The 17,906-nt window shown below is 58.4% G+C and carries 18 protein-coding genes; all 18 read left to right on the forward strand.

What is annotated here, in order from left to right:
• The first annotated feature begins 364 nt into the window (after positions 1-364).
• On the forward strand, positions 365-2,263 hold the full coding sequence (gene mnmG / locus AC0Z4S_RS06885) for a tRNA uridine-5-carboxymethylaminomethyl(34) synthesis enzyme MnmG (protein ID WP_122603541.1): 1,899 nt from the start codon (positions 365-367) through the stop codon (positions 2,261-2,263).
• Complete coding sequence (gene rsmG / locus AC0Z4S_RS06890) at positions 2,260-2,904, forward strand: 16S rRNA (guanine(527)-N(7))-methyltransferase RsmG (RefSeq protein ID WP_401206387.1); 645 nt, start codon at positions 2,260-2,262, stop codon at positions 2,902-2,904. The genes mnmG and rsmG overlap by 4 nt, the downstream gene beginning before the upstream one ends.
• A gap of 18 nt (positions 2,905-2,922) precedes the next feature.
• On the forward strand, positions 2,923-3,720 hold the full coding sequence (locus AC0Z4S_RS06895; RefSeq protein ID WP_016772400.1) for a ParA family protein: 798 nt from the start codon (positions 2,923-2,925) through the stop codon (positions 3,718-3,720).
• Positions 3,721-3,729: 9 nt separating this feature from the next.
• The gene (locus tag AC0Z4S_RS06900) at positions 3,730-4,602 is read left to right on the forward strand and encodes a ParB/RepB/Spo0J family partition protein (RefSeq protein WP_485622508.1); all 873 of its coding nucleotides are present in this window, start codon (positions 3,730-3,732) and stop codon (positions 4,600-4,602) included.
• Positions 4,603-4,750: 148 nt separating this feature from the next.
• On the forward strand, positions 4,751-5,158 hold the full coding sequence (locus tag AC0Z4S_RS06905) for a F0F1 ATP synthase subunit I (protein ID WP_008084411.1): 408 nt from the start codon (positions 4,751-4,753) through the stop codon (positions 5,156-5,158).
• Positions 5,159-5,174: 16 nt separating this feature from the next.
• Positions 5,175-6,044, forward strand: a complete 870-nt coding sequence (gene atpB, locus AC0Z4S_RS06910) for a F0F1 ATP synthase subunit A (RefSeq protein ID WP_016772402.1) — start codon at positions 5,175-5,177, stop codon at positions 6,042-6,044.
• A 133-nt stretch (positions 6,045-6,177) separates the two neighbouring features.
• Positions 6,178-6,435 carry a F0F1 ATP synthase subunit C gene (gene atpE / locus AC0Z4S_RS06915; protein WP_003097235.1) on the forward strand — a complete coding sequence of 86 codons (258 nt, stop codon included), beginning with the start codon at positions 6,178-6,180 and terminating at the stop codon, positions 6,433-6,435.
• Between the two features lie 58 nt (positions 6,436-6,493).
• Entirely contained in the window at positions 6,494-6,964 is a 471-nt protein-coding gene (locus AC0Z4S_RS06920; RefSeq protein WP_016772403.1) for a F0F1 ATP synthase subunit B, read from the forward strand.
• A 12-nt stretch (positions 6,965-6,976) separates the two neighbouring features.
• Positions 6,977-7,513 (forward strand): F0F1 ATP synthase subunit delta, encoded by a 537-nt coding sequence (locus AC0Z4S_RS06925; protein WP_016772404.1) that lies wholly within the window; start codon positions 6,977-6,979, stop codon positions 7,511-7,513.
• 21 nt (positions 7,514-7,534) lie between these two features.
• Positions 7,535-9,079 carry a F0F1 ATP synthase subunit alpha gene (gene atpA, locus AC0Z4S_RS06930; RefSeq protein ID WP_253497449.1) on the forward strand — a complete coding sequence of 515 codons (1,545 nt, stop codon included), beginning with the start codon at positions 7,535-7,537 and terminating at the stop codon, positions 9,077-9,079.
• A 50-nt stretch (positions 9,080-9,129) separates the two neighbouring features.
• Positions 9,130-9,990, forward strand: coding sequence for a F0F1 ATP synthase subunit gamma (gene atpG, locus AC0Z4S_RS06935; protein ID WP_008084419.1), 861 nt, complete (start codon positions 9,130-9,132; stop codon positions 9,988-9,990).
• A gap of 27 nt (positions 9,991-10,017) precedes the next feature.
• Positions 10,018-11,397: a F0F1 ATP synthase subunit beta gene (atpD, locus tag AC0Z4S_RS06940; RefSeq protein ID WP_027610292.1), complete on the forward strand. Its 1,380-nt coding sequence runs from the start codon at positions 10,018-10,020 to the stop codon at positions 11,395-11,397.
• Between the two features lie 45 nt (positions 11,398-11,442).
• Positions 11,443-11,868: a F0F1 ATP synthase subunit epsilon gene (locus tag AC0Z4S_RS06945; RefSeq protein ID WP_016772407.1), complete on the forward strand. Its 426-nt coding sequence runs from the start codon at positions 11,443-11,445 to the stop codon at positions 11,866-11,868.
• Between the two features lie 118 nt (positions 11,869-11,986).
• Complete coding sequence (gene glmU / locus AC0Z4S_RS06950; RefSeq protein ID WP_485622509.1) at positions 11,987-13,354, forward strand: bifunctional UDP-N-acetylglucosamine diphosphorylase/glucosamine-1-phosphate N-acetyltransferase GlmU; 1,368 nt, start codon at positions 11,987-11,989, stop codon at positions 13,352-13,354.
• Positions 13,355-13,560: 206 nt separating this feature from the next.
• Positions 13,561-14,337 (forward strand): DeoR/GlpR family DNA-binding transcription regulator, encoded by a 777-nt coding sequence (locus AC0Z4S_RS06955; RefSeq protein ID WP_485622510.1) that lies wholly within the window; start codon positions 13,561-13,563, stop codon positions 14,335-14,337.
• Positions 14,338-14,339: 2 nt separating this feature from the next.
• Positions 14,340-16,172 carry a glutamine--fructose-6-phosphate transaminase (isomerizing) gene (gene glmS, locus AC0Z4S_RS06960; RefSeq protein ID WP_485622511.1) on the forward strand — a complete coding sequence of 611 codons (1,833 nt, stop codon included), beginning with the start codon at positions 14,340-14,342 and terminating at the stop codon, positions 16,170-16,172.
• A gap of 73 nt (positions 16,173-16,245) precedes the next feature.
• Positions 16,246-17,172, forward strand: a complete 927-nt coding sequence (locus AC0Z4S_RS06965; RefSeq protein WP_485622512.1) for a LysR family transcriptional regulator — start codon at positions 16,246-16,248, stop codon at positions 17,170-17,172.
• Between the two features lie 104 nt (positions 17,173-17,276).
• A complete protein-coding gene (locus AC0Z4S_RS06970; RefSeq protein ID WP_485622513.1) occupies positions 17,277-17,903 on the forward strand; it encodes a glutathione S-transferase family protein in 627 nt (208 codons plus the stop codon).
• Positions 17,904-17,906 lie beyond the last annotated feature (3 nt).

Below are 17,906 nucleotides of genomic sequence, written 5' to 3' on the forward strand. Positions count from 1 at the left end.
GCCTGAAAACTGGATACAACCGGCCCTGTGGATAAGCAGCACTTTAATCCACAGGTTTAAACCGGTTATCCAAGGGCCTCATCGCCACCTGGGCACAGGGTTTTGAAACTCTGTACACAGCGTGAAATATGGCTTGTAGAGATCTATCCACAGAAACGTTGCTCAGTAAGAATAAACATAAAAACAAAGGTTTTATAAATTTCTCTCTTTTTAATTCTTTTAACCTTGAGTTCTCCACAGCTGGTTAAATTTTGTGCAGAGGGTTCTTTAGAAAGGGCGAAGTCCCTATACTTGCCGACCAGGTCCAGAAACCTGAGCTCAAATTTTTCCTGAATGACCTACTTAAGCAGGCACGAGGTGCGTGGTGGATTTCCCTTCCCGTTTTGAAGTGATCGTCATCGGCGGCGGTCATGCCGGTACCGAGGCAGCACTGGCGTCAGCACGCATGGGGGCAAAAACCCTGTTGCTGACGCATAACGTGGAAACCCTCGGTGCCATGAGTTGCAACCCGGCCATTGGTGGCATCGGCAAAAGCCATCTGGTCAAGGAAATCGATGCCCTCGGTGGCGCGATGGCCATGGCTACCGACAAGGGCGGCATCCAGTTTCGCGTATTGAACAGCCGCAAAGGCCCGGCCGTACGGGCGACCCGTGCGCAAGCCGACCGGATTTTGTATAAAGCGGCGGTCCGCGAAATCCTCGAAAACCAGCCGAACCTGTGGATATTCCAACAAGCTGCTGATGACTTGATCGTCGAGCAGGAACAAGTCCGCGGTGTTGTCACGCAAATGGGTCTGCGTTTCTTCGCCGATTCCGTGGTGTTGACCACCGGTACGTTTCTCGGCGGACTTATCCACATTGGTTTGCAGAATTTTTCCGGCGGTCGTGCCGGTGATCCGCCGTCAATCGCGCTGGCCCACCGTCTGCGTGAGCTGCCACTGCGTGTCGGTCGCCTGAAAACCGGTACGCCACCGCGTATCGACGGCAAGTCTGTGGATTTCTCGGTGATGACCGAGCAACCAGGTGATACGCCGATTCCAGTGATGTCGTTCATGGGCAACAAGGAACAGCATCCGCGGCAAGTCAGTTGCTGGATCACTCACACCAATGCCCGCACTCACGAAATCATCGCGGCGAACCTTGATCGTTCGCCGATGTATTCCGCCGCCGGTGAAATCGAAGGCGTCGGCCCGCGTTATTGCCCGTCGATCGAAGACAAGATCCACCGCTTTGCCGACAAGGAAAGCCATCAGGTGTTCATCGAACCGGAAGGTCTGACCACCCATGAGCTGTATCCGAACGGGATATCCACAAGCCTGCCGTTCGACGTGCAATTGCAGATCGTGCAATCGATCCGCGGCATGGAGAACGCGCACATCGTGCGTCCGGGTTATGCGATCGAGTACGACTACTTCGATCCGCGCGATCTGAAGTACAGCTTGGAAACCAAAGTCATCGGCGGTCTGTTCTTCGCCGGGCAGATCAACGGCACCACCGGTTACGAAGAAGCCGGCGCTCAAGGTCTGCTCGCCGGAGCCAATGCTGCGCTGCGCGCCAAGGGCAAAGAAGCCTGGTGCCCGCGTCGCGATGAAGCGTACATCGGCGTGTTGGTTGACGACCTGATCACCCTCGGTACCCAGGAGCCGTACCGCATGTTCACTTCCCGTGCCGAGTACCGCCTGATTCTGCGCGAGGACAACGCCGACCTGCGTCTGACCGAAAAAGGTCGCGAGCTCGGTCTGGTCGATGACGCGCGTTGGGCGGCCTTCTGCAAAAAGCGCGAAAGCATCGAACTGGAAGAACAGCGCCTGAAAAGCACTTGGGTTCGTCCGAATACCCCTCAGGGCGATGCGATTGCCGAAAAATTCGGCACGCCACTGACTCACGAATACAATTTGCTCAACCTGTTGAGCCGCCCGGAAATAGACTACGCCGGTCTGGTCGAAGTGACCGGGCAGGGTGCGGAAGATCCACAGGTCGCCGAGCAGGTGGAAATCAAGACCAAGTACGCCGGTTACATCGACCGTCAACAGGACGAAATCGCCCGTCTGCGCGCCAGTGAAGACACGAAATTGCCTGTGGATATCGATTACACCAACATCTCCGGTCTGTCCAAGGAGATCCAGAGCAAGCTCGGCGCCACGCGTCCGGAGACACTGGGCCAGGCGTCGCGGATTCCAGGCGTAACCCCGGCGGCGATCTCGCTGTTGATGATTCATTTGAAAAAACGCGGCGCGGGCCGTCAGTTGGAGCAAAGCGCTTGAGTGCCAAGGTCACTTCGCAACACGCCGAAGAGTTATCCACAGGAGCCCGCGCGCTCGGTGTCGAGCTCACTGAAACCCAGCACGAGTTGCTGCTGGGTTATCTGGCCCTGTTGATCAAATGGAATCAGGCCTACAACCTGACCGCCGTGCGTGATCCGGACGAAATGGTTTCCCGCCACCTGCTCGACAGTCTCAGCGTGATGTCGTTTATCGAAAACGGTCGCTGGCTCGACGTCGGAAGTGGCGGCGGCATGCCGGGGATCCCGTTGGCGATCCTGTATCCGGATTCGCAAGTGACCTGTCTGGACAGCAACGGCAAGAAAACCCGTTTCCTGACTCAGGTCAAACTCGAACTCAAACTGGATAACCTGCAAGTTATCCACAGTCGTGTCGAAGCTTTCCAGCCTGCGCAGCCGTTCAACGGGATAATTTCCCGGGCGTTCAGCAGCATGGAAAACTTCACCAACTGGACTCGCCACCTCGGCGATGCCGATACACGCTGGCTGGCAATGAAGGGCGTTCATCCGGCCGATGAGCTGGTAGCATTGCCGGCAGATTTCAAACTTGATAGCGAACACGCCCTGGCCGTCCCCGGTTGCCAAGGCCAACGCCATCTGCTGATACTGCGCCGCACGGCATGATTGGGAACACAAGCAAGAATGGCTAAGGTATTCGCGATAGCGAACCAGAAGGGTGGTGTGGGCAAGACCACCACCTGCATCAACCTCGCAGCATCCCTGGTCGCGACCAAGCGCCGGGTGCTGTTGATCGATCTCGATCCGCAGGGCAACGCCACCATGGGTAGCGGTGTGGATAAACATGGCTTGGAAAACTCGGTTTACGATCTGCTGATCGGCGAATGCGACCTGGGCCAGGCCATGCACTTTTCCGAGCACGGCGGTTACCAGCTGCTGCCGGCCAACCGTGACCTGACTGCCGCGGAAGTGGTATTGCTGGAAATGCAGATGAAGGAAAGCCGTCTGCGCAGTGCGTTGGCGCCAATCCGCGACAACTACGATTACATTCTGATCGACTGCCCACCGTCGCTGTCGATGCTCACGCTTAACGCACTGGTCGCCGCTGACGGGGTGATTATCCCCATGCAGTGCGAATACTTTGCACTGGAAGGTCTGAGCGACCTTGTGGATAACATCAAGCGCATCGCCGAGCTGCTCAATCCGAACCTGAAAGTCGAAGGCCTGCTGCGGACCATGTACGACCCGCGCCTGAGCCTGATGAACGATGTCTCGGCGCAGCTCAAGGAACACTTCGGCGATCAGTTGTACGACACGGTGATCCCGCGCAACATCCGCCTGGCCGAAGCACCGAGCTACGGCATGCCGGCGCTGGCTTACGACAAGCAATCGCGTGGCGCCCTGGCCTATCTGGCTCTGGCGGGCGAAATGGTTCGCCGTCAGCGCAAAAATTCACGCATTGCTGCTGCTCAGCCAACTTAAGGAATCCCCATGGCCGTCAAGAAACGAGGTCTCGGACGTGGACTGGATGCTCTGCTGAGTGGTCCGACAGTCAGCGCGCTGGAAGAACAGGCTGCGCACGCTGACACCCGTGAACTGCAACACCTGCCACTGGACCTGCTGCAGCGCGGCAAATATCAGCCGCGCCGTGACATGGACCCGCAGGCACTGGAAGAGCTGGCGCAATCGATCAAGGCGCAAGGCGTGATGCAGCCGATCGTGGTGCGCCCGATTGGCGGCGGTCGGTTCGAGATCATCGCCGGTGAACGCCGCTGGCGCGCCAGTCAGCAGGCCGGGCAGGAAACCATCCCGGCCATGGTCCGCGATGTGCCTGATGAAACCGCCATTGCCATTGCGCTGATCGAAAACATCCAGCGCGAAGACCTCAATCCGATCGAAGAAGCCGTCGCCTTGCAGCGTTTGCAGCAGGAATTCCAGCTGACTCAGCAGCAGGTTGCCGAGGCTGTGGGTAAGTCTCGTGTGACTGTGGCTAACCTGTTGCGACTTATTGCACTGCCGGAAGTCATCAAGACCATGCTGTCGCACGGTGACCTGGAAATGGGTCATGCGCGTGCCTTGCTCGGTCTGCCGGACAATCAGCAGGTCGAAGGGGCGCGACATGTTGTCGCACGAGGGCTGACCGTGCGCCAAACCGAGGCACTGGTTCGTCAGTGGTTGAGTGGCAAACCGGAGCCTGTGGAAGCTGCAAAACCCGATCCGGACATCGCTCGCCTCGAGCAGCGCCTGGCCGAGCGTCTAGGCTCTGCGGTGCAGATTCGCCACGGCAAGAAAGGCAAAGGCCAACTGGTGATTGGTTATAACTCTCTCGACGAGCTTCAAGGTGTGCTCGCACACATCCGCTGAAACATTTCCTCATGTAGCGCGCAGTCGGAAATCACTACCTGACAGTTGAATAGGGGCAGAACCGCCCCTATACTCTGCGCGCATTTTGTCGGCACAAATTATGCCAAGTTATTGAATTCTGGCAGCCGACCATTGGAGAGCAAACGTGATGGAAACCCGCAAGCCAAACCGCCTGCCCTTCCATCGCCTGGCAGTTTTTCCGGTGTTGATGGCTCAATTTGTCATTCTGCTCATTGCCGCTTTGGCGCTCTGGCAATGGCATGGAGTCGTTGCCGGATACTCGGGACTTTGCGGAGGCCTGATAGCCTTGCTGCCCAATGTTTATTTCGCTCACAAGGCATTTCGGTTTTCCGGCGCCCGAGCAGCCCAGTCCATCGTCCGGTCTTTTTATGCCGGCGAGGCAGGCAAACTTATTTTGACGGCAGTGCTGTTTGCACTGGTGTTTGCAGGTGTGAAGCCACTGGCGCCGATCGCAGTATTCGGCGTGTTCGTGCTGACGCAGTCGGTCAGCTGGTTCGCTCCCCTGCTGATGAGAACAAGACTTTCGAGACCTTAGGGCGTTTGAGGCAACCATGGCAGAGACAACCGCTTCGGGCTATATCCAGCACCACTTGCAGAACCTGACTTTCGGTCAGCTACCCAACGGCGGCTGGGGCTTTGCCCACACCGCAGCAGAGGCCAAGGAAATGGGCTTCTGGGCTTTCCACGTCGATACCCTCGGCTGGTCGGTCGCGCTGGGTCTGATCTTCGTTCTTCTTTTCCGCATGGCGGCAAAGAAAGCGACTTCGGGTCAGCCGGGTGCCTTGCAGAACTTCGTTGAAGTATTGGTCGAATTCGTCGATGGCAGCGTGAAAGACAGCTTCCATGGCCGTAGCCCGGTGATCGCGCCGCTGGCACTGACCATCTTCGTCTGGGTGTTCCTGATGAACGCCGTCGACCTGGTACCGGTCGACTGGATTCCTCAGCTGGCCATCCTGATCTCCGGCGATGCACACATCCCGTTCCGCGCCGTGTCGACCACCGACCCGAACGCGACCCTGGGTATGGCGTTCTCGGTGTTCGCACTGATCATCTTCTACAGCATCAAGGTCAAGGGCATCGGCGGCTTCATCGGCGAACTGACCCTGCACCCGTTCGGCAGCAAGAACATCTTCGTTCAGGCGCTGCTGATTCCGGTGAACTTCCTGCTGGAGTTCGTCACCCTGATCGCCAAGCCGATCTCTCTGGCTCTGCGTCTGTTCGGCAACATGTATGCCGGCGAGCTGGTGTTCATTCTGATCGCTGTGATGTTCGGCAGCGGCCTGCTCTGGCTCAGCGGCCTGGGCGTTGTTCTGCAGTGGGCGTGGGCTGTGTTCCACATCCTGATCATCACCCTGCAGGCGTTCATCTTCATGATGCTGACCATCGTCTACCTGTCGATGGCGCACGAAGAAAACCATTAAGACCAGTCTCGACTAGTCTGATGTTCCTCCCGGTCAAACGGGAGGGAGCTCCTTGCGGGGCAACTGAAACGATTTGTTTTACCGCTTTAATCTAAAAAACCTAAACCATACGACGTAAAAGTCGGGAGGAAAGATGGAAACTGTAGTTGGTCTAACCGCTATCGCTGTTGCACTGTTGATCGGCCTGGGCGCACTGGGTACCGCAATTGGTTTCGGCCTGTTGGGCGGCAAGTTCCTGGAAGGCGCAGCGCGTCAGCCAGAAATGGTTCCAATGCTGCAAGTTAAAATGTTCATCGTTGCCGGTCTGCTCGACGCCGTAACCATGATCGGTGTTGGTATCGCTCTGTTCTTCACCTTTGCGAACCCGTTCGTTGGTCAGATCGCTGGCTGATTACTCGGATCTTCCGGGTAGTTTGGTGTGATGGACAACGTAACTGCGAGGTGTTGGCGTGAACATTAATGCGACCCTGATTGGCCAGTCCGTTGCGTTCCTGATTTTTGTACTGTTCTGCATGAAGTATGTATGGCCTCCGGTCATCGCTGCTCTGCACGAACGTCAAAAGAAGATCGCTGATGGTCTGGACGCTGCCAGCCGTGCAGCTCGCGACCTGGAGTTGGCCCAAGAGAAAGCGGGTCAGCAACTGCGCGAAGCGAAAGCTCAGGCAGCTGAAATCATCGAGCAAGCCAAGAAACGCGGTAACCAGATCGTCGAAGAGGCTGTTGAAAAAGCCCGTATCGACGCTGACCGTGTGAAGGTTCAGGCTCAAGCCGAGATCGAACAGGAACTGAACAGCGTCAAAGACAAGCTGCGTGCCCAAGTGGGCTTGCTGGCTGTCGGCGGCGCCGAGAAGATCCTGGGTGCCACAATCGATCAAAACGCGCACGCAGAGCTGGTTAACCAACTGGCTGCTGAAATCTAAGCGAGGGCGATCATGGCAGAACTGACCACGTTGGCCCGACCTTACGCTAAGGCGGCCTTCGAGCACGCTCAGGCCCACCAGCAACTGGCCAATTGGTCAGCCATGCTCGGCCTGGCAGCAGCGGTGTCGCAAGACGACACCCTGCAGCGCGTGCTCAAGGCCCCGCGACTGACGAGCGCAGAAAAGGCCGCCACGTTCATTGACGTGTGCGGCGACAAGTTTGATGAAAAGGCACGCAACTTCATCAACGTCGTTGCCGAAAACGACCGTCTCCTGCTTCTGCCGGAGATCGCCGCTCTGTTCGACCTGTACAAGGCCGAACAAGAGAAATCGGTAGACGTTGAAGTAACCAGTGCATTTGCATTGAACCAAGAACAGCAAGACAAACTCGCCAAGGTTCTCAGTGCACGACTCAACCGGGAAGTGCGCCTGCAAGTTGCGGAGGACGCTGCCTTGATTGGTGGTGTCGTGATCCGCGCCGGCGACCTGGTTATCGATGGCTCGATTCGCGGCAAAATCGCGAAACTTGCCGAAGCATTGAAATCTTGAGTTTGAAGGGGCAGCAGAGCAATGCAGCAACTCAATCCTTCCGAAATAAGTGAAATTATCAAGGGCCGCATCGACAAGCTCGATGTGACCTCCCAAGCCCGTAACGAAGGCACTGTCGTCAGCGTATCTGACGGCATCGTGCGGATTCACGGTCTGGCCGACGTCATGTACGGCGAGATGATCGAGTTTCCGGGCGGCGTCTACGGTATGGCCCTCAACCTGGAGCAGGACTCCGTAGGTGCCGTGGTATTGGGCTCCTACCAGTCGCTGGCTGAAGGCATGAGCGCCAAGTGCACCGGCCGCATCCTCGAAGTTCCTGTTGGTAAGGAATTGCTGGGCCGCGTAGTCGATGCTCTGGGTAACCCTGTTGACGGCAAAGGTCCACTGGGCAACACCTTGACCGACGCGGTCGAGAAAGTTGCTCCAGGCGTGATCTGGCGTAAGTCGGTAGACCAGCCTGTACAGACTGGCTACAAGGCTGTCGATGCCATGATCCCTGTCGGCCGTGGCCAGCGTGAGCTGATCATCGGTGACCGTCAGATCGGTAAGACCGCTCTGGCGATCGACGCGATCATCAACCAGAAAGACAGCGGCATTTTCTGCGTCTACGTAGCGATCGGTCAAAAGCAATCGACCATCGCCAACGTGGTGCGCAAGCTGGAAGAAAACGGCGCTCTGGCCAACACGATCATCGTGGCTGCCAGTGCTTCGGAATCTCCTGCGCTGCAATTCCTGGCACCGTACTCCGGTTGCACCATGGGTGAATTCTTCCGCGACCGCGGTGAAGACGCGCTGATCGTTTATGACGATCTGTCCAAGCAGGCAGTGGCTTACCGCCAGATTTCCCTGCTGCTGCGCCGTCCACCAGGCCGTGAAGCTTACCCAGGCGACGTGTTCTATCTCCACTCCCGTCTGCTGGAGCGCGCATCCCGCGTTTCGGAAGAATACGTAGAGAAGTTCACCAACGGCGCAGTGACCGGCAAAACCGGTTCCCTGACCGCACTGCCGATCATCGAAACCCAGGCTGGCGACGTTTCCGCGTTCGTTCCGACCAACGTGATTTCCATCACCGACGGTCAGATCTTCCTGGAATCGGCCATGTTCAACTCGGGCATCCGCCCTGCAGTGAACGCCGGTGTTTCGGTATCCCGTGTGGGTGGTGCCGCTCAGACCAAGATCATCAAGAAGCTTTCCGGTGGTATCCGTACCGCTCTGGCTCAGTACCGTGAACTGGCGGCATTCGCCCAGTTCGCTTCTGACCTGGACGAAGCGACCCGCAAGCAACTTGAGCATGGTCAGCGCGTTACCGAGCTGATGAAGCAGAAGCAATACGCACCAATGTCGATCGCTGACATGGCGCTGTCGCTGTATGCCGCTGAGCGTGGGTTCCTGACTGACATTGAAATCGCCAAGGTCGGCAGCTTCGAACAAGCGCTGATCGCTTTCTTCAACCGCGATCACGCCGATTTGATGGCCAAGATCAACGTTAAAGGTGACTTCAATGACGAAATCGACGCTGGCATGAAAGCCGGTATCGAGAAGTTCAAGGCCACCCAAACCTGGTAAGCCGCAGCGGGAGCCGCGAGGCTCCCGCTTGCTAACCTGATAGGTGTTACATGGCAGGCGCAAAAGAGATTCGCAGTAAGATTGCGAGCATCAAAAGCACGCAAAAGATTACCAGCGCCATGGAAAAAGTGGCGGTCAGCAAAATGCGCAAGGCACAAATGCGCATGGCTGCTAGCCGTCCTTATGCGGAGCGTATCCGCCAGGTAATTGGGCATCTGGCCAACGCCAACCCGGAATACCGCCACCCGTTCATGATCGACCGTGCAATCAAGCGCGTCGGTTATGTCGTCGTGAGCAGTGACCGTGGTCTGTGCGGCGGCTTGAACACCAACCTGTTCAAGGCCCTGGTCAAGGACATGGCGGTAAACCGCGAAAACGGCGTCGAGATCGATCTGTGTGTAGTCGGTAGCAAGGGTGCGGCCTTTTTCCGCAACTTCGGCGGTAACGTCGTTGCAGCTATCAGCCACCTGGGTGAAGAGCCGTCGATCAATGATCTGATCGGCAGCGTCAAGGTGATGCTGGATGCCTACCTGGACGGCCGTATCGACCGCCTGTCCGTGGTATCCAACAAGTTCATCAACACCATGACGCAACAGCCTACCGTGGAGCAGTTGATTCCACTGGTGGCAACCCCGGATCAGGATCTCAAGCACCACTGGGACTATCTCTACGAACCGGACGCCAAAGAGCTGCTTGACGGCTTGATGGTCCGTTACGTCGAGTCGCAGGTCTACCAGGCGGTGGTCGAGAACAACGCGGCTGAACAGGCTGCGCGGATGATCGCGATGAAGAACGCTACCGACAACGCCGGTGATTTGATCAGCGATTTGCAGCTGATCTACAACAAGGCGCGTCAGGCTGCGATCACCCAAGAGATCTCGGAAATCGTCGGCGGCGCTGCCGCGGTTTAACGGTTCAAATATTCAGAGGATCCAGCTATGAGTAGCGGACGTATCGTTCAAATCATCGGCGCCGTTATCGACGTGGAATTTCCACGCGACAGCGTACCGAGCATCTACAACGCGCTGAAAGTAGTGAGCGCGGCTGAAACCACTCTGGAAGTTCAGCAACAGCTGGGCGACGGCGTGGTTCGTACCATTGCGATGGGTTCCACCGAGGGCTTGAAGCGCGGTCTGGAAGTCACCGACTCTGGCGCAGCCATTTCCGTACCGGTCGGTAAAGCGACCCTGGGCCGGATCATGGACGTCCTCGGTAACCCGATCGACGAAGCTGGCCCAATCGACACCGAAGAGCGCTGGGGCATTCACCGCGCAGCACCTTCGTTCGCTGAACAGGCAGGCGGCAACGACCTGCTGGAAACCGGCATCAAGGTTATCGACCTGGTCTGCCCGTTCGCCAAGGGCGGTAAAGTCGGTCTGTTCGGTGGTGCCGGTGTAGGCAAAACCGTAAACATGATGGAACTGATCCGTAACATCGCCATCGAGCACAGCGGTTATTCCGTGTTCGCCGGTGTGGGTGAGCGTACTCGTGAGGGTAACGACTTCTACCACGAGATGAAGGACTCCAACGTTCTGGACAAAGTGGCACTGGTTTACGGTCAGATGAACGAGCCGCCGGGAAACCGTCTGCGCGTAGCACTGACCGGCCTGACCATGGCCGAGAAGTTCCGTGACGAAGGTAACGACGTTCTGCTGTTCGTCGACAACATCTATCGTTACACCCTGGCCGGTACCGAAGTGTCCGCACTGCTGGGCCGTATGCCTTCGGCAGTAGGTTACCAGCCGACCCTGGCCGAAGAGATGGGCGTTCTGCAAGAACGTATCACTTCGACCAAGGAAGGTTCGATCACCTCGATCCAGGCGGTATACGTACCGGCGGACGACTTGACCGACCCGTCGCCAGCGACCACCTTCGCCCACTTGGACGCCACCGTCGTTCTGTCCCGTGACATCGCTTCCCTGGGTATCTACCCGGCGGTAGATCCACTGGATTCGACTTCGCGCCAGCTGGACCCGAACGTGATCGGCCAGGACCACTACGACACCGCTCGCGGCGTCCAGTATGTTCTGCAGCGTTACAAAGAGCTGAAAGACATCATCGCGATCCTGGGTATGGACGAGCTGTCGGAAGCCGACAAACAGTTGGTTAACCGTGCTCGTAAGATCCAGCGCTTCTTGTCGCAGCCGTTCTTCGTGGCTGAAGTCTTCACCGGTGCTTCGGGTAAGTACGTTTCCCTGAAAGACACCATTGCTGGCTTCAAAGGCATCCTCAACGGTGACTACGACCACCTGCCAGAACAAGCGTTCTACATGGTTGGCGGCATCGAAGAAGCGATCGAGAAAGCCAAGAAACTGTAATCCCGGCGCCCGGCAACGGGCGCTAATTTAGGTTGAGGCAATCAGATGGCTATGACAGTCCATTGCGATATCGTCAGCGCGGAAGGGGAAATCTTTTCCGGCCTGGTCGAGATGGTGATTGCGCACGGTGCACTGGGTGATCTTGGTATCGCTCTGGGTCACGCGCCGCTGATCACTAATCTCAAGCCGGGTCCGATCCGCCTGATCAAGCAAGGCGGGGAAGCCGAGGTGTTCTATATCTCCGGTGGTTTCCTCGAGGTTCAGCCGAACATGGTCAAGGTACTTGCCGATACCGTGCAACGTGCCGCCGACCTGGATGAAGCTCAGGCTCAGGCAGCTCTCAAGGCTGCCGAGAATGCCCTGAACGAAAAAGGCGCGGACTTCGATTACGGCGCCGCTGCCACACGTCTGGCCGAGGCTGCAGCCCAGCTGCGCACCGTCCAGCAGATCCGCAAGAAGTTTGGCGGTTAATCCGTCAGCCGCTTGTTGTGCGATTGATAAAAAAGGGTAGCCTCGGCTACCCTTTTTTCTTTTCCGAATTCCCAGAAACCGGTCGCAGTCGCTGACCACCCAGGATTGGTAGCCAGTCATGTCTCTCGAAATCGTTATCCTCGCGGCCGGTCAAGGCACTCGCATGCGCTCGGCGCTGCCCAAGGTCCTGCACCCGATTGCCGGCAACTCCATGCTCGGTCATGTTATCCACAGCGCCCGGCAACTTGATCCCCAGCGCATTCATGTGGTGATCGGTCACGGCGCTGAAGTGGTGCGTGAGCGCCTGGCGGCCGACGATCTGAATTTCGTGCTGCAGAACAAGCAACTGGGCACCGGCCACGCCACCGCTCAGGCCGTGCCGTTCATCGATGCCGACACCGTGCTGATCCTTTACGGTGACGTGCCACTGATCGAAGTCGAAACCCTGCAGCGTCTGCTCAAGCATGTCGTGCCGGGACAAATGGGCCTGCTCACCGTAGAGCTGTCTGACCCGACCGGTTATGGCCGCATTGTCCGCGATACCGACGGCAAGGTTGCTGCGATCGTCGAGCACAAAGACGCCAGCGAAGCGCAACGCGCGATCACCGAAGGCAACACCGGCATTCTCGCCGTTCCGGCCAATCGTCTGGCGGACTGGATGAGTCGCCTGTCCAACAACAACGCGCAGGGCGAGTACTACCTCACCGACGTGATCGAAATGGCGGTCAGCGATGGTCTGGTGGTTGCCACCGAACAACCCCATGATCCGATGGAAGTGCAGGGCGCCAATGATCGCAAGCAATTGGCCGAACTCGAGCGTCATTACCAGTCGCGTGCCGGACGTCGCCTGATGGCCCAAGGCGTAACCCTGCGTGATCCGGCGCGTTTCGATGTGCGCGGCGAAGTTACCGTGGGGCGCGATGTACTGATCGATATCAACGTGATCCTTGAGGGCAAGGTGGTCATCGAAGACGACGTAGAGATCGGCCCGAACTGCGTGATCAAGGACAGCACCCTGCGCAAAGGCGTGGTGATCAAGGCCAACAGTCATATCGAAGGCGCCGTTCTCGGTGAAGGCAGCGACGCCGGTCCTTTCGCGCGATTGCGCCCGGGTACTGTGCTCGAGGCACGTGCGCATGTGGGTAACTTCGTTGAGCTGAAAAATGCGCACATGGGCGAAGGGGCCAAGGCTGGCCACCTGACTTATCTTGGCGATGCCGAGATTGGCGCACGCACCAACATCGGCGCCGGCACCATCACCTGCAATTACGACGGCGCCAACAAGTGGAAAACCGTGTTGGGTGCCGACGTGTTCATCGGCTCGAACAATTCGCTGGTGGCGCCTGTGGATATCTCCAACGGTGCGACCACCGCAGCTGGCTCGACCATTACCCAGAATGTGGATAACGCTCAATTGGCAGTGGGCCGTGCGCGGCAGAAGAATATCGATGGCTGGAAGCGTCCGGAAAAAATCAAAAAATCCTGAGTTATCCACAATCTCTGTGGGAGCGAGCCTGCTCGCGAATACGGCTGATCAGCGACTTATTCAGTGGCTGATCCCCCCTTTCGCGAGCAGGCTCGCTCCCACAGCAGCTTCTATCTTTCTGAATTTTTCTCCTCGCGTCTTGACGGCAACCTTTCGATAGAGTTTCATTGCTTCAAGTTATCTTTCGAATCGAAACTTAAGCCGCCATGTCCAAGCGCAATACACCCCAGCGTCGCCATAACATCCTCGCCTTGCTCAATGAGCAGGGCGAAGTCAGTGTGGATGAGCTGGCCAAGCGTTTCGAAACCTCCGAAGTTACGATTCGCAAGGATCTCGCCGCGTTGGAAACCCACGGTTTATTGTTGCGTCGCTATGGCGGTGCGATCACCATGCCGCAAGAGCTTGTCGCGGAAACGGCGCAGAGTATTTCCAAGTACAAGCAGGCGATCGCCCGCGCGGCGGTCCAACGTATTCGCGAACACGCACGCATCATCATCGATAGCGGCAGCACCACCGCCGCAATGATTCCCGAACTGGGCCAGCAACCGGGGCTGGTGGTGATGACCAACTCCCTGCACGTCGCCAATGCCCTGAGCGAACTCGAACATGAGCCGGTGCTGCTGATGACCGGCGGCACCTGGGATCCGCATTCTGAATCCTTTCAAGGCCAGGTCGCCGAGCAGGTACTGCGCTCTTACGACTTCGATCAGTTGTTCATCGGCGCCGACGGCATCGATCTGATTCGCGGCACCACGACTTTCAACGAATTGCTTGGCCTTAGCCGGGTGATGGCCGATGTCGCGCGGGAAGTCATCGTGATGGTCGAGGCCGACAAGATCGGCCGCAAGATTCCCAACCTGGAGCTGCCCTGGAGCAGCATCCATACCCTCATTACCGATGATCGCCTGCCAGTCGAGGCGCGTGATCAGCTTCAGGCCCGCGGGATCACTTTGATCTGTGCGGCTGTCAGTCAGGAGAAATAACCATGTGTGGCATTGTCGGCGCTGTAGCTGAACGTAATATCACCGCCATCCTCCTCGAAGGCCTGAAGCGCCTCGAATACCGCGGCTACGACAGCGCCGGTGTGGCGGTTTACACCAACGACGAAACCCTGGAGCGCATGCGCCGTCCAGGCAAGGTCAGCGAGCTGGAAACTGCGTTGGCCGAACACCCGCTGGCCGGCCGTCTCGGTATTGCCCACACCCGTTGGGCCACCCATGGCGCGCCGTGCGAACGCAACGCCCACCCGCATTTTTCCGGTGACATCGCGGTGGTGCACAACGGCATCATCGAGAACCACGAAGCCCTGCGCGAACAACTGAAAGCACTGGGTTATGCGTTCAGCTCGGACACCGACACCGAGGTCATCGCCCATCTGCTGACGCACAAGCTCAAGGAACAACCGGACCTGGCGGCCGCACTCAAGGCTACGGTGAAGGAGCTGCATGGCGCTTACGGTCTGGCGGTGATCAATGCGCAGCAGCCGGATCGTCTGGTCGCCGCGCGCAGTGGCAGCCCACTGGTGATCGGTCTGGGCCTGGGCGAAAACTTCCTCGCCTCCGACCAATTGGCCCTGCGTCAGGTCACTGACCGTTTCATGTACCTGGAAGAGGGCGATATCGCTGAGATCCGCCGCGACAGCGTGCAGATCTGGGACGTCAACGGCAACGCCGTCGAGCGCCAGACTGTGCAGTACACTGATGGTGCCGAAGCCGCCGACAAGGGCGAGTTCCGCCACTACATGCTCAAGGAAATCCACGAGCAACCGACCGTGGTCCAGCGCACCCTCGAAGGTCGTCTGGGCAACAATCAGGTGCTGGTTGAGGCCTTCGGTCCGCAAGCCGCCGAACTGTTTGCCAAAGTGCGCAATGTGCAGATCGTCGCCTGCGGCACCAGCTATCACGCCGGCATGGTCGCGCGGTATTGGCTTGAAGAACTGGCCGGTATTCCGTGCCAGGTCGAAGTCGCCAGCGAATTCCGCTACCGCAAAGTCGTGGTACAGCCTGACACCCTTTTCGTGACCATCTCGCAATCCGGCGAAACCGCTGACACCCTCGCGGCCCTGCGCAATGCCAAAGAGCTGGGTTTCCTCGCCAGCCTGGCGATCTGCAACGTCGGTATCAGCTCGCTGGTGCGCGAGTCCGATCTGACCCTGCTGACCCAGGCCGGTCGCGAAATCGGCGTGGCCTCGACCAAGGCCTTTACCACGCAACTGGTCGGCCTCTTGCTGCTGACCCTATCGCTGGGCCAGGTTCGCGGGACCTTGGCCAACGGCGTCGAGGCGACGCTGGTCGAAGAGCTGCGTCGCCTGCCCACTCGGTTGGGCGAAGCGCTGGCGATGGACAGCACCGTGGAAAAAATCGCCGAGCTGTTCGCTGAGAAAAACCACACCCTGTTCCTCGGCCGAGGTGCGCAATTCCCGGTGGCGATGGAGGGTGCCTTGAAGCTCAAGGAAATCTCCTACATTCACGCCGAAGCCTACCCGGCCGGAGAACTGAAACACGGCCCACTGGCGCTTGTGGATAACGACATGCCGGTGGTTACTGTGGCGCCGAACAACGAACTGCTGGAAAAGCTCAAATCCAACCTGCAGGAAGTCCGCGCCCGGGGCGGCGAGCTGATCGTGTTCGCCGACGTAAAAGCTGCGATGACCGACGGGGAGGGCGCTCACGTCGTGCAGATGCCGCATATCCACGACATTCTCTCGCCGATTCTCTACACCATCCCGCTGCAACTGCTGTCGTACTACGTGGCTGTGCTCAAGGGCACTGACGTCGATCAGCCGCGCAACCTGGCGAAATCGGTGACAGTGGAATAGTTATCCACAGTTGATCTACGCTCCCACAATCGCAGCCTCGGCTGCGATTGTCGTATCCGCCCCGAGGAATCCCATGGACCGCTTTCAGGAAATGCAGATTTTCGTTGTCGTCGCCCAGGAGCAAGGCTTTTCGGCGGCGTCGCGGCGCCTGGGTCTGTCGGCGGCGAGTGTTACCCGGGCGGTGGCGGCGCTGGAACAGCACATCGGTACGCAATTGCTCGTGCGTACCACGCGCACCGTGCATCTGACTGAAGCCGGGCAACGTTACTGCGATGACTGCCGGCGCATTCTCGCCGAGGTGCAGGAGGCCGAGGATTCGGCGGCAGGCAGCCACGCCTTGCCGCGCGGGCAGTTGACGATTACTGCGCCGGTGTTGTTCGGCGATCTGTTCGTGACCCCGGTCATGGCCGATTACCTGTGCCGTTATCCCGATGTGTCGATCAATGCGTTGTTGCTGGATCGGGTCGTCAACATGGTCGAGGAGGGTATCGATGTCGCAGTGCGTATCGGTGAGCTGCCGGACAGCAATCAGCATGCGATCCGTGTCGGCGAAGTGCGGCGAGTGATCTGCGCCTCGCCGGATTTTCTCGCCAGGCATGGCCGCCCGGAGCATCCACAGGCGTTGGCCGGGCTGCCGGTGGTGGCGACATCGGCGATCGGGCAACAACGCAACTGGCCGTTTCTCGATGGCGATGAAGCACTCAGCGTGCGCACCGAACCGCGCTTGACGGTCACGGCCAATCAGTCGGCTATTACCGCTGCGCGCAAAGGCCTGGGCCTGACGCGCGTGCTATCGTATCAAGTGGCGGACAAGGTTGCGGCAGGCGAACTGGAAATCGTCCTTGCCGAGTTCGAACTGCCGCCGTTGCCGATCCATGTGGTGTATCAGGGGGGGCGCAAGGCGCCCGCGCGGATCCGCAGCTTTGTCGACTTCGCCGTGAAGGCGTTGCGCGAGCATCCGGCCTTGAACGCTGCGGTGTTATTGCAGCCAGTGAAATAATCGATTGCATTGTCTGGTGATTCTTTAGTTTCGCCGATCCGTGGAAGATGACCCCATCGGCGCGCTCTTCCTCGTAGCGACGTCACTTTCCAGCGGAGTCGACCATGCAAGCGATCAAACTCTACAATTTCCCCCGTTCCGGCCACGCCCACCGCGTCGAGTTGATGCTGTCTTTGCTGCAACTGCCGACCGAGCTGATCTTCGTCGATCTGGCCAAGGGCGAGCACAAGCAACCGCAGTACCTGGCGATCAACAGTTTTGGCCAGGTGCCGGCGATTGATGACAACGGCGTAGTGCTGGCCGATTCCAATGCGATTCTGGTGTATCTGGCGCAGAAGTATGGCAACGGTCGCTGGCTACCCAGCGACCCGGTGGGTGCCGCGCAGGTGCAGCGCTGGTTGTCGGCAGCGGCGGGGCCGATTGCTTTTGGCCCGGCGGCAGCACGCTTGATCACGGTGTTTGGTGCGCAACTGAACGCTGAGGAAGTCATTGGCCGTGCGCATAATCTGCTCAAGGTCATGGAGCTGGAGTTGGGCAAGACAGACTATCTGGCAGGCGATGAGCCAACCATCGCTGACGTGTCTGCCTACAGCTACATCGCGCATGCGCCGGAGGGCAATGTCTCGCTGGATGACTACGCCAACGTTCGCGCCTGGCTGGCGCGAATCGAAGCCTTGCCCGGTTTTGTCGCGATGCCGCGCACGGTGGCGGGGTTGCAGAAGACGGCGTGATGT

Source organism: Pseudomonas sp. 1L-B-1-E-C1, assembly GCF_057291835.1.

Bases quoted from the DNA above. Each gene is read 5' to 3' on its own strand.
- AC0Z4S_RS06895 (WP_016772400.1), top strand. From the start codon at position 2,923: ATGGCTAAGGTATTCGCGATAGCGAACCAGAAGGGTGGTGTGGGCAAG.
- AC0Z4S_RS06900 (WP_485622508.1), top strand. From the start codon at position 3,730: ATGGCCGTCAAGAAACGAGGTCTCGGACGTGGACTGGATGCTCTGCTG.
- AC0Z4S_RS06905 (WP_008084411.1), top strand. From the start codon at position 4,751: ATGGAAACCCGCAAGCCAAACCGCCTGCCCTTCCATCGCCTGGCAGTT.
- atpB (WP_016772402.1), top strand. From the start codon at position 5,175: ATGGCAGAGACAACCGCTTCGGGCTATATCCAGCACCACTTGCAGAAC.
- atpE (WP_003097235.1), top strand. From the start codon at position 6,178: ATGGAAACTGTAGTTGGTCTAACCGCTATCGCTGTTGCACTGTTGATC.
- AC0Z4S_RS06925 (WP_016772404.1), top strand. From the start codon at position 6,977: ATGGCAGAACTGACCACGTTGGCCCGACCTTACGCTAAGGCGGCCTTC.
- atpA (WP_253497449.1), top strand. From the start codon at position 7,535: ATGCAGCAACTCAATCCTTCCGAAATAAGTGAAATTATCAAGGGCCGC.
- atpG (WP_008084419.1), top strand. From the start codon at position 9,130: ATGGCAGGCGCAAAAGAGATTCGCAGTAAGATTGCGAGCATCAAAAGC.
- atpD (WP_027610292.1), top strand. From the start codon at position 10,018: ATGAGTAGCGGACGTATCGTTCAAATCATCGGCGCCGTTATCGACGTG.
- AC0Z4S_RS06945 (WP_016772407.1), top strand. From the start codon at position 11,443: ATGGCTATGACAGTCCATTGCGATATCGTCAGCGCGGAAGGGGAAATC.
- glmU (WP_485622509.1), top strand. From the start codon at position 11,987: ATGTCTCTCGAAATCGTTATCCTCGCGGCCGGTCAAGGCACTCGCATG.
- AC0Z4S_RS06955 (WP_485622510.1), top strand. From the start codon at position 13,561: ATGTCCAAGCGCAATACACCCCAGCGTCGCCATAACATCCTCGCCTTG.
- glmS (WP_485622511.1), top strand. From the start codon at position 14,340: ATGTGTGGCATTGTCGGCGCTGTAGCTGAACGTAATATCACCGCCATC.
- AC0Z4S_RS06965 (WP_485622512.1), top strand. From the start codon at position 16,246: ATGGACCGCTTTCAGGAAATGCAGATTTTCGTTGTCGTCGCCCAGGAG.
- AC0Z4S_RS06970 (WP_485622513.1), top strand. From the start codon at position 17,277: ATGCAAGCGATCAAACTCTACAATTTCCCCCGTTCCGGCCACGCCCAC.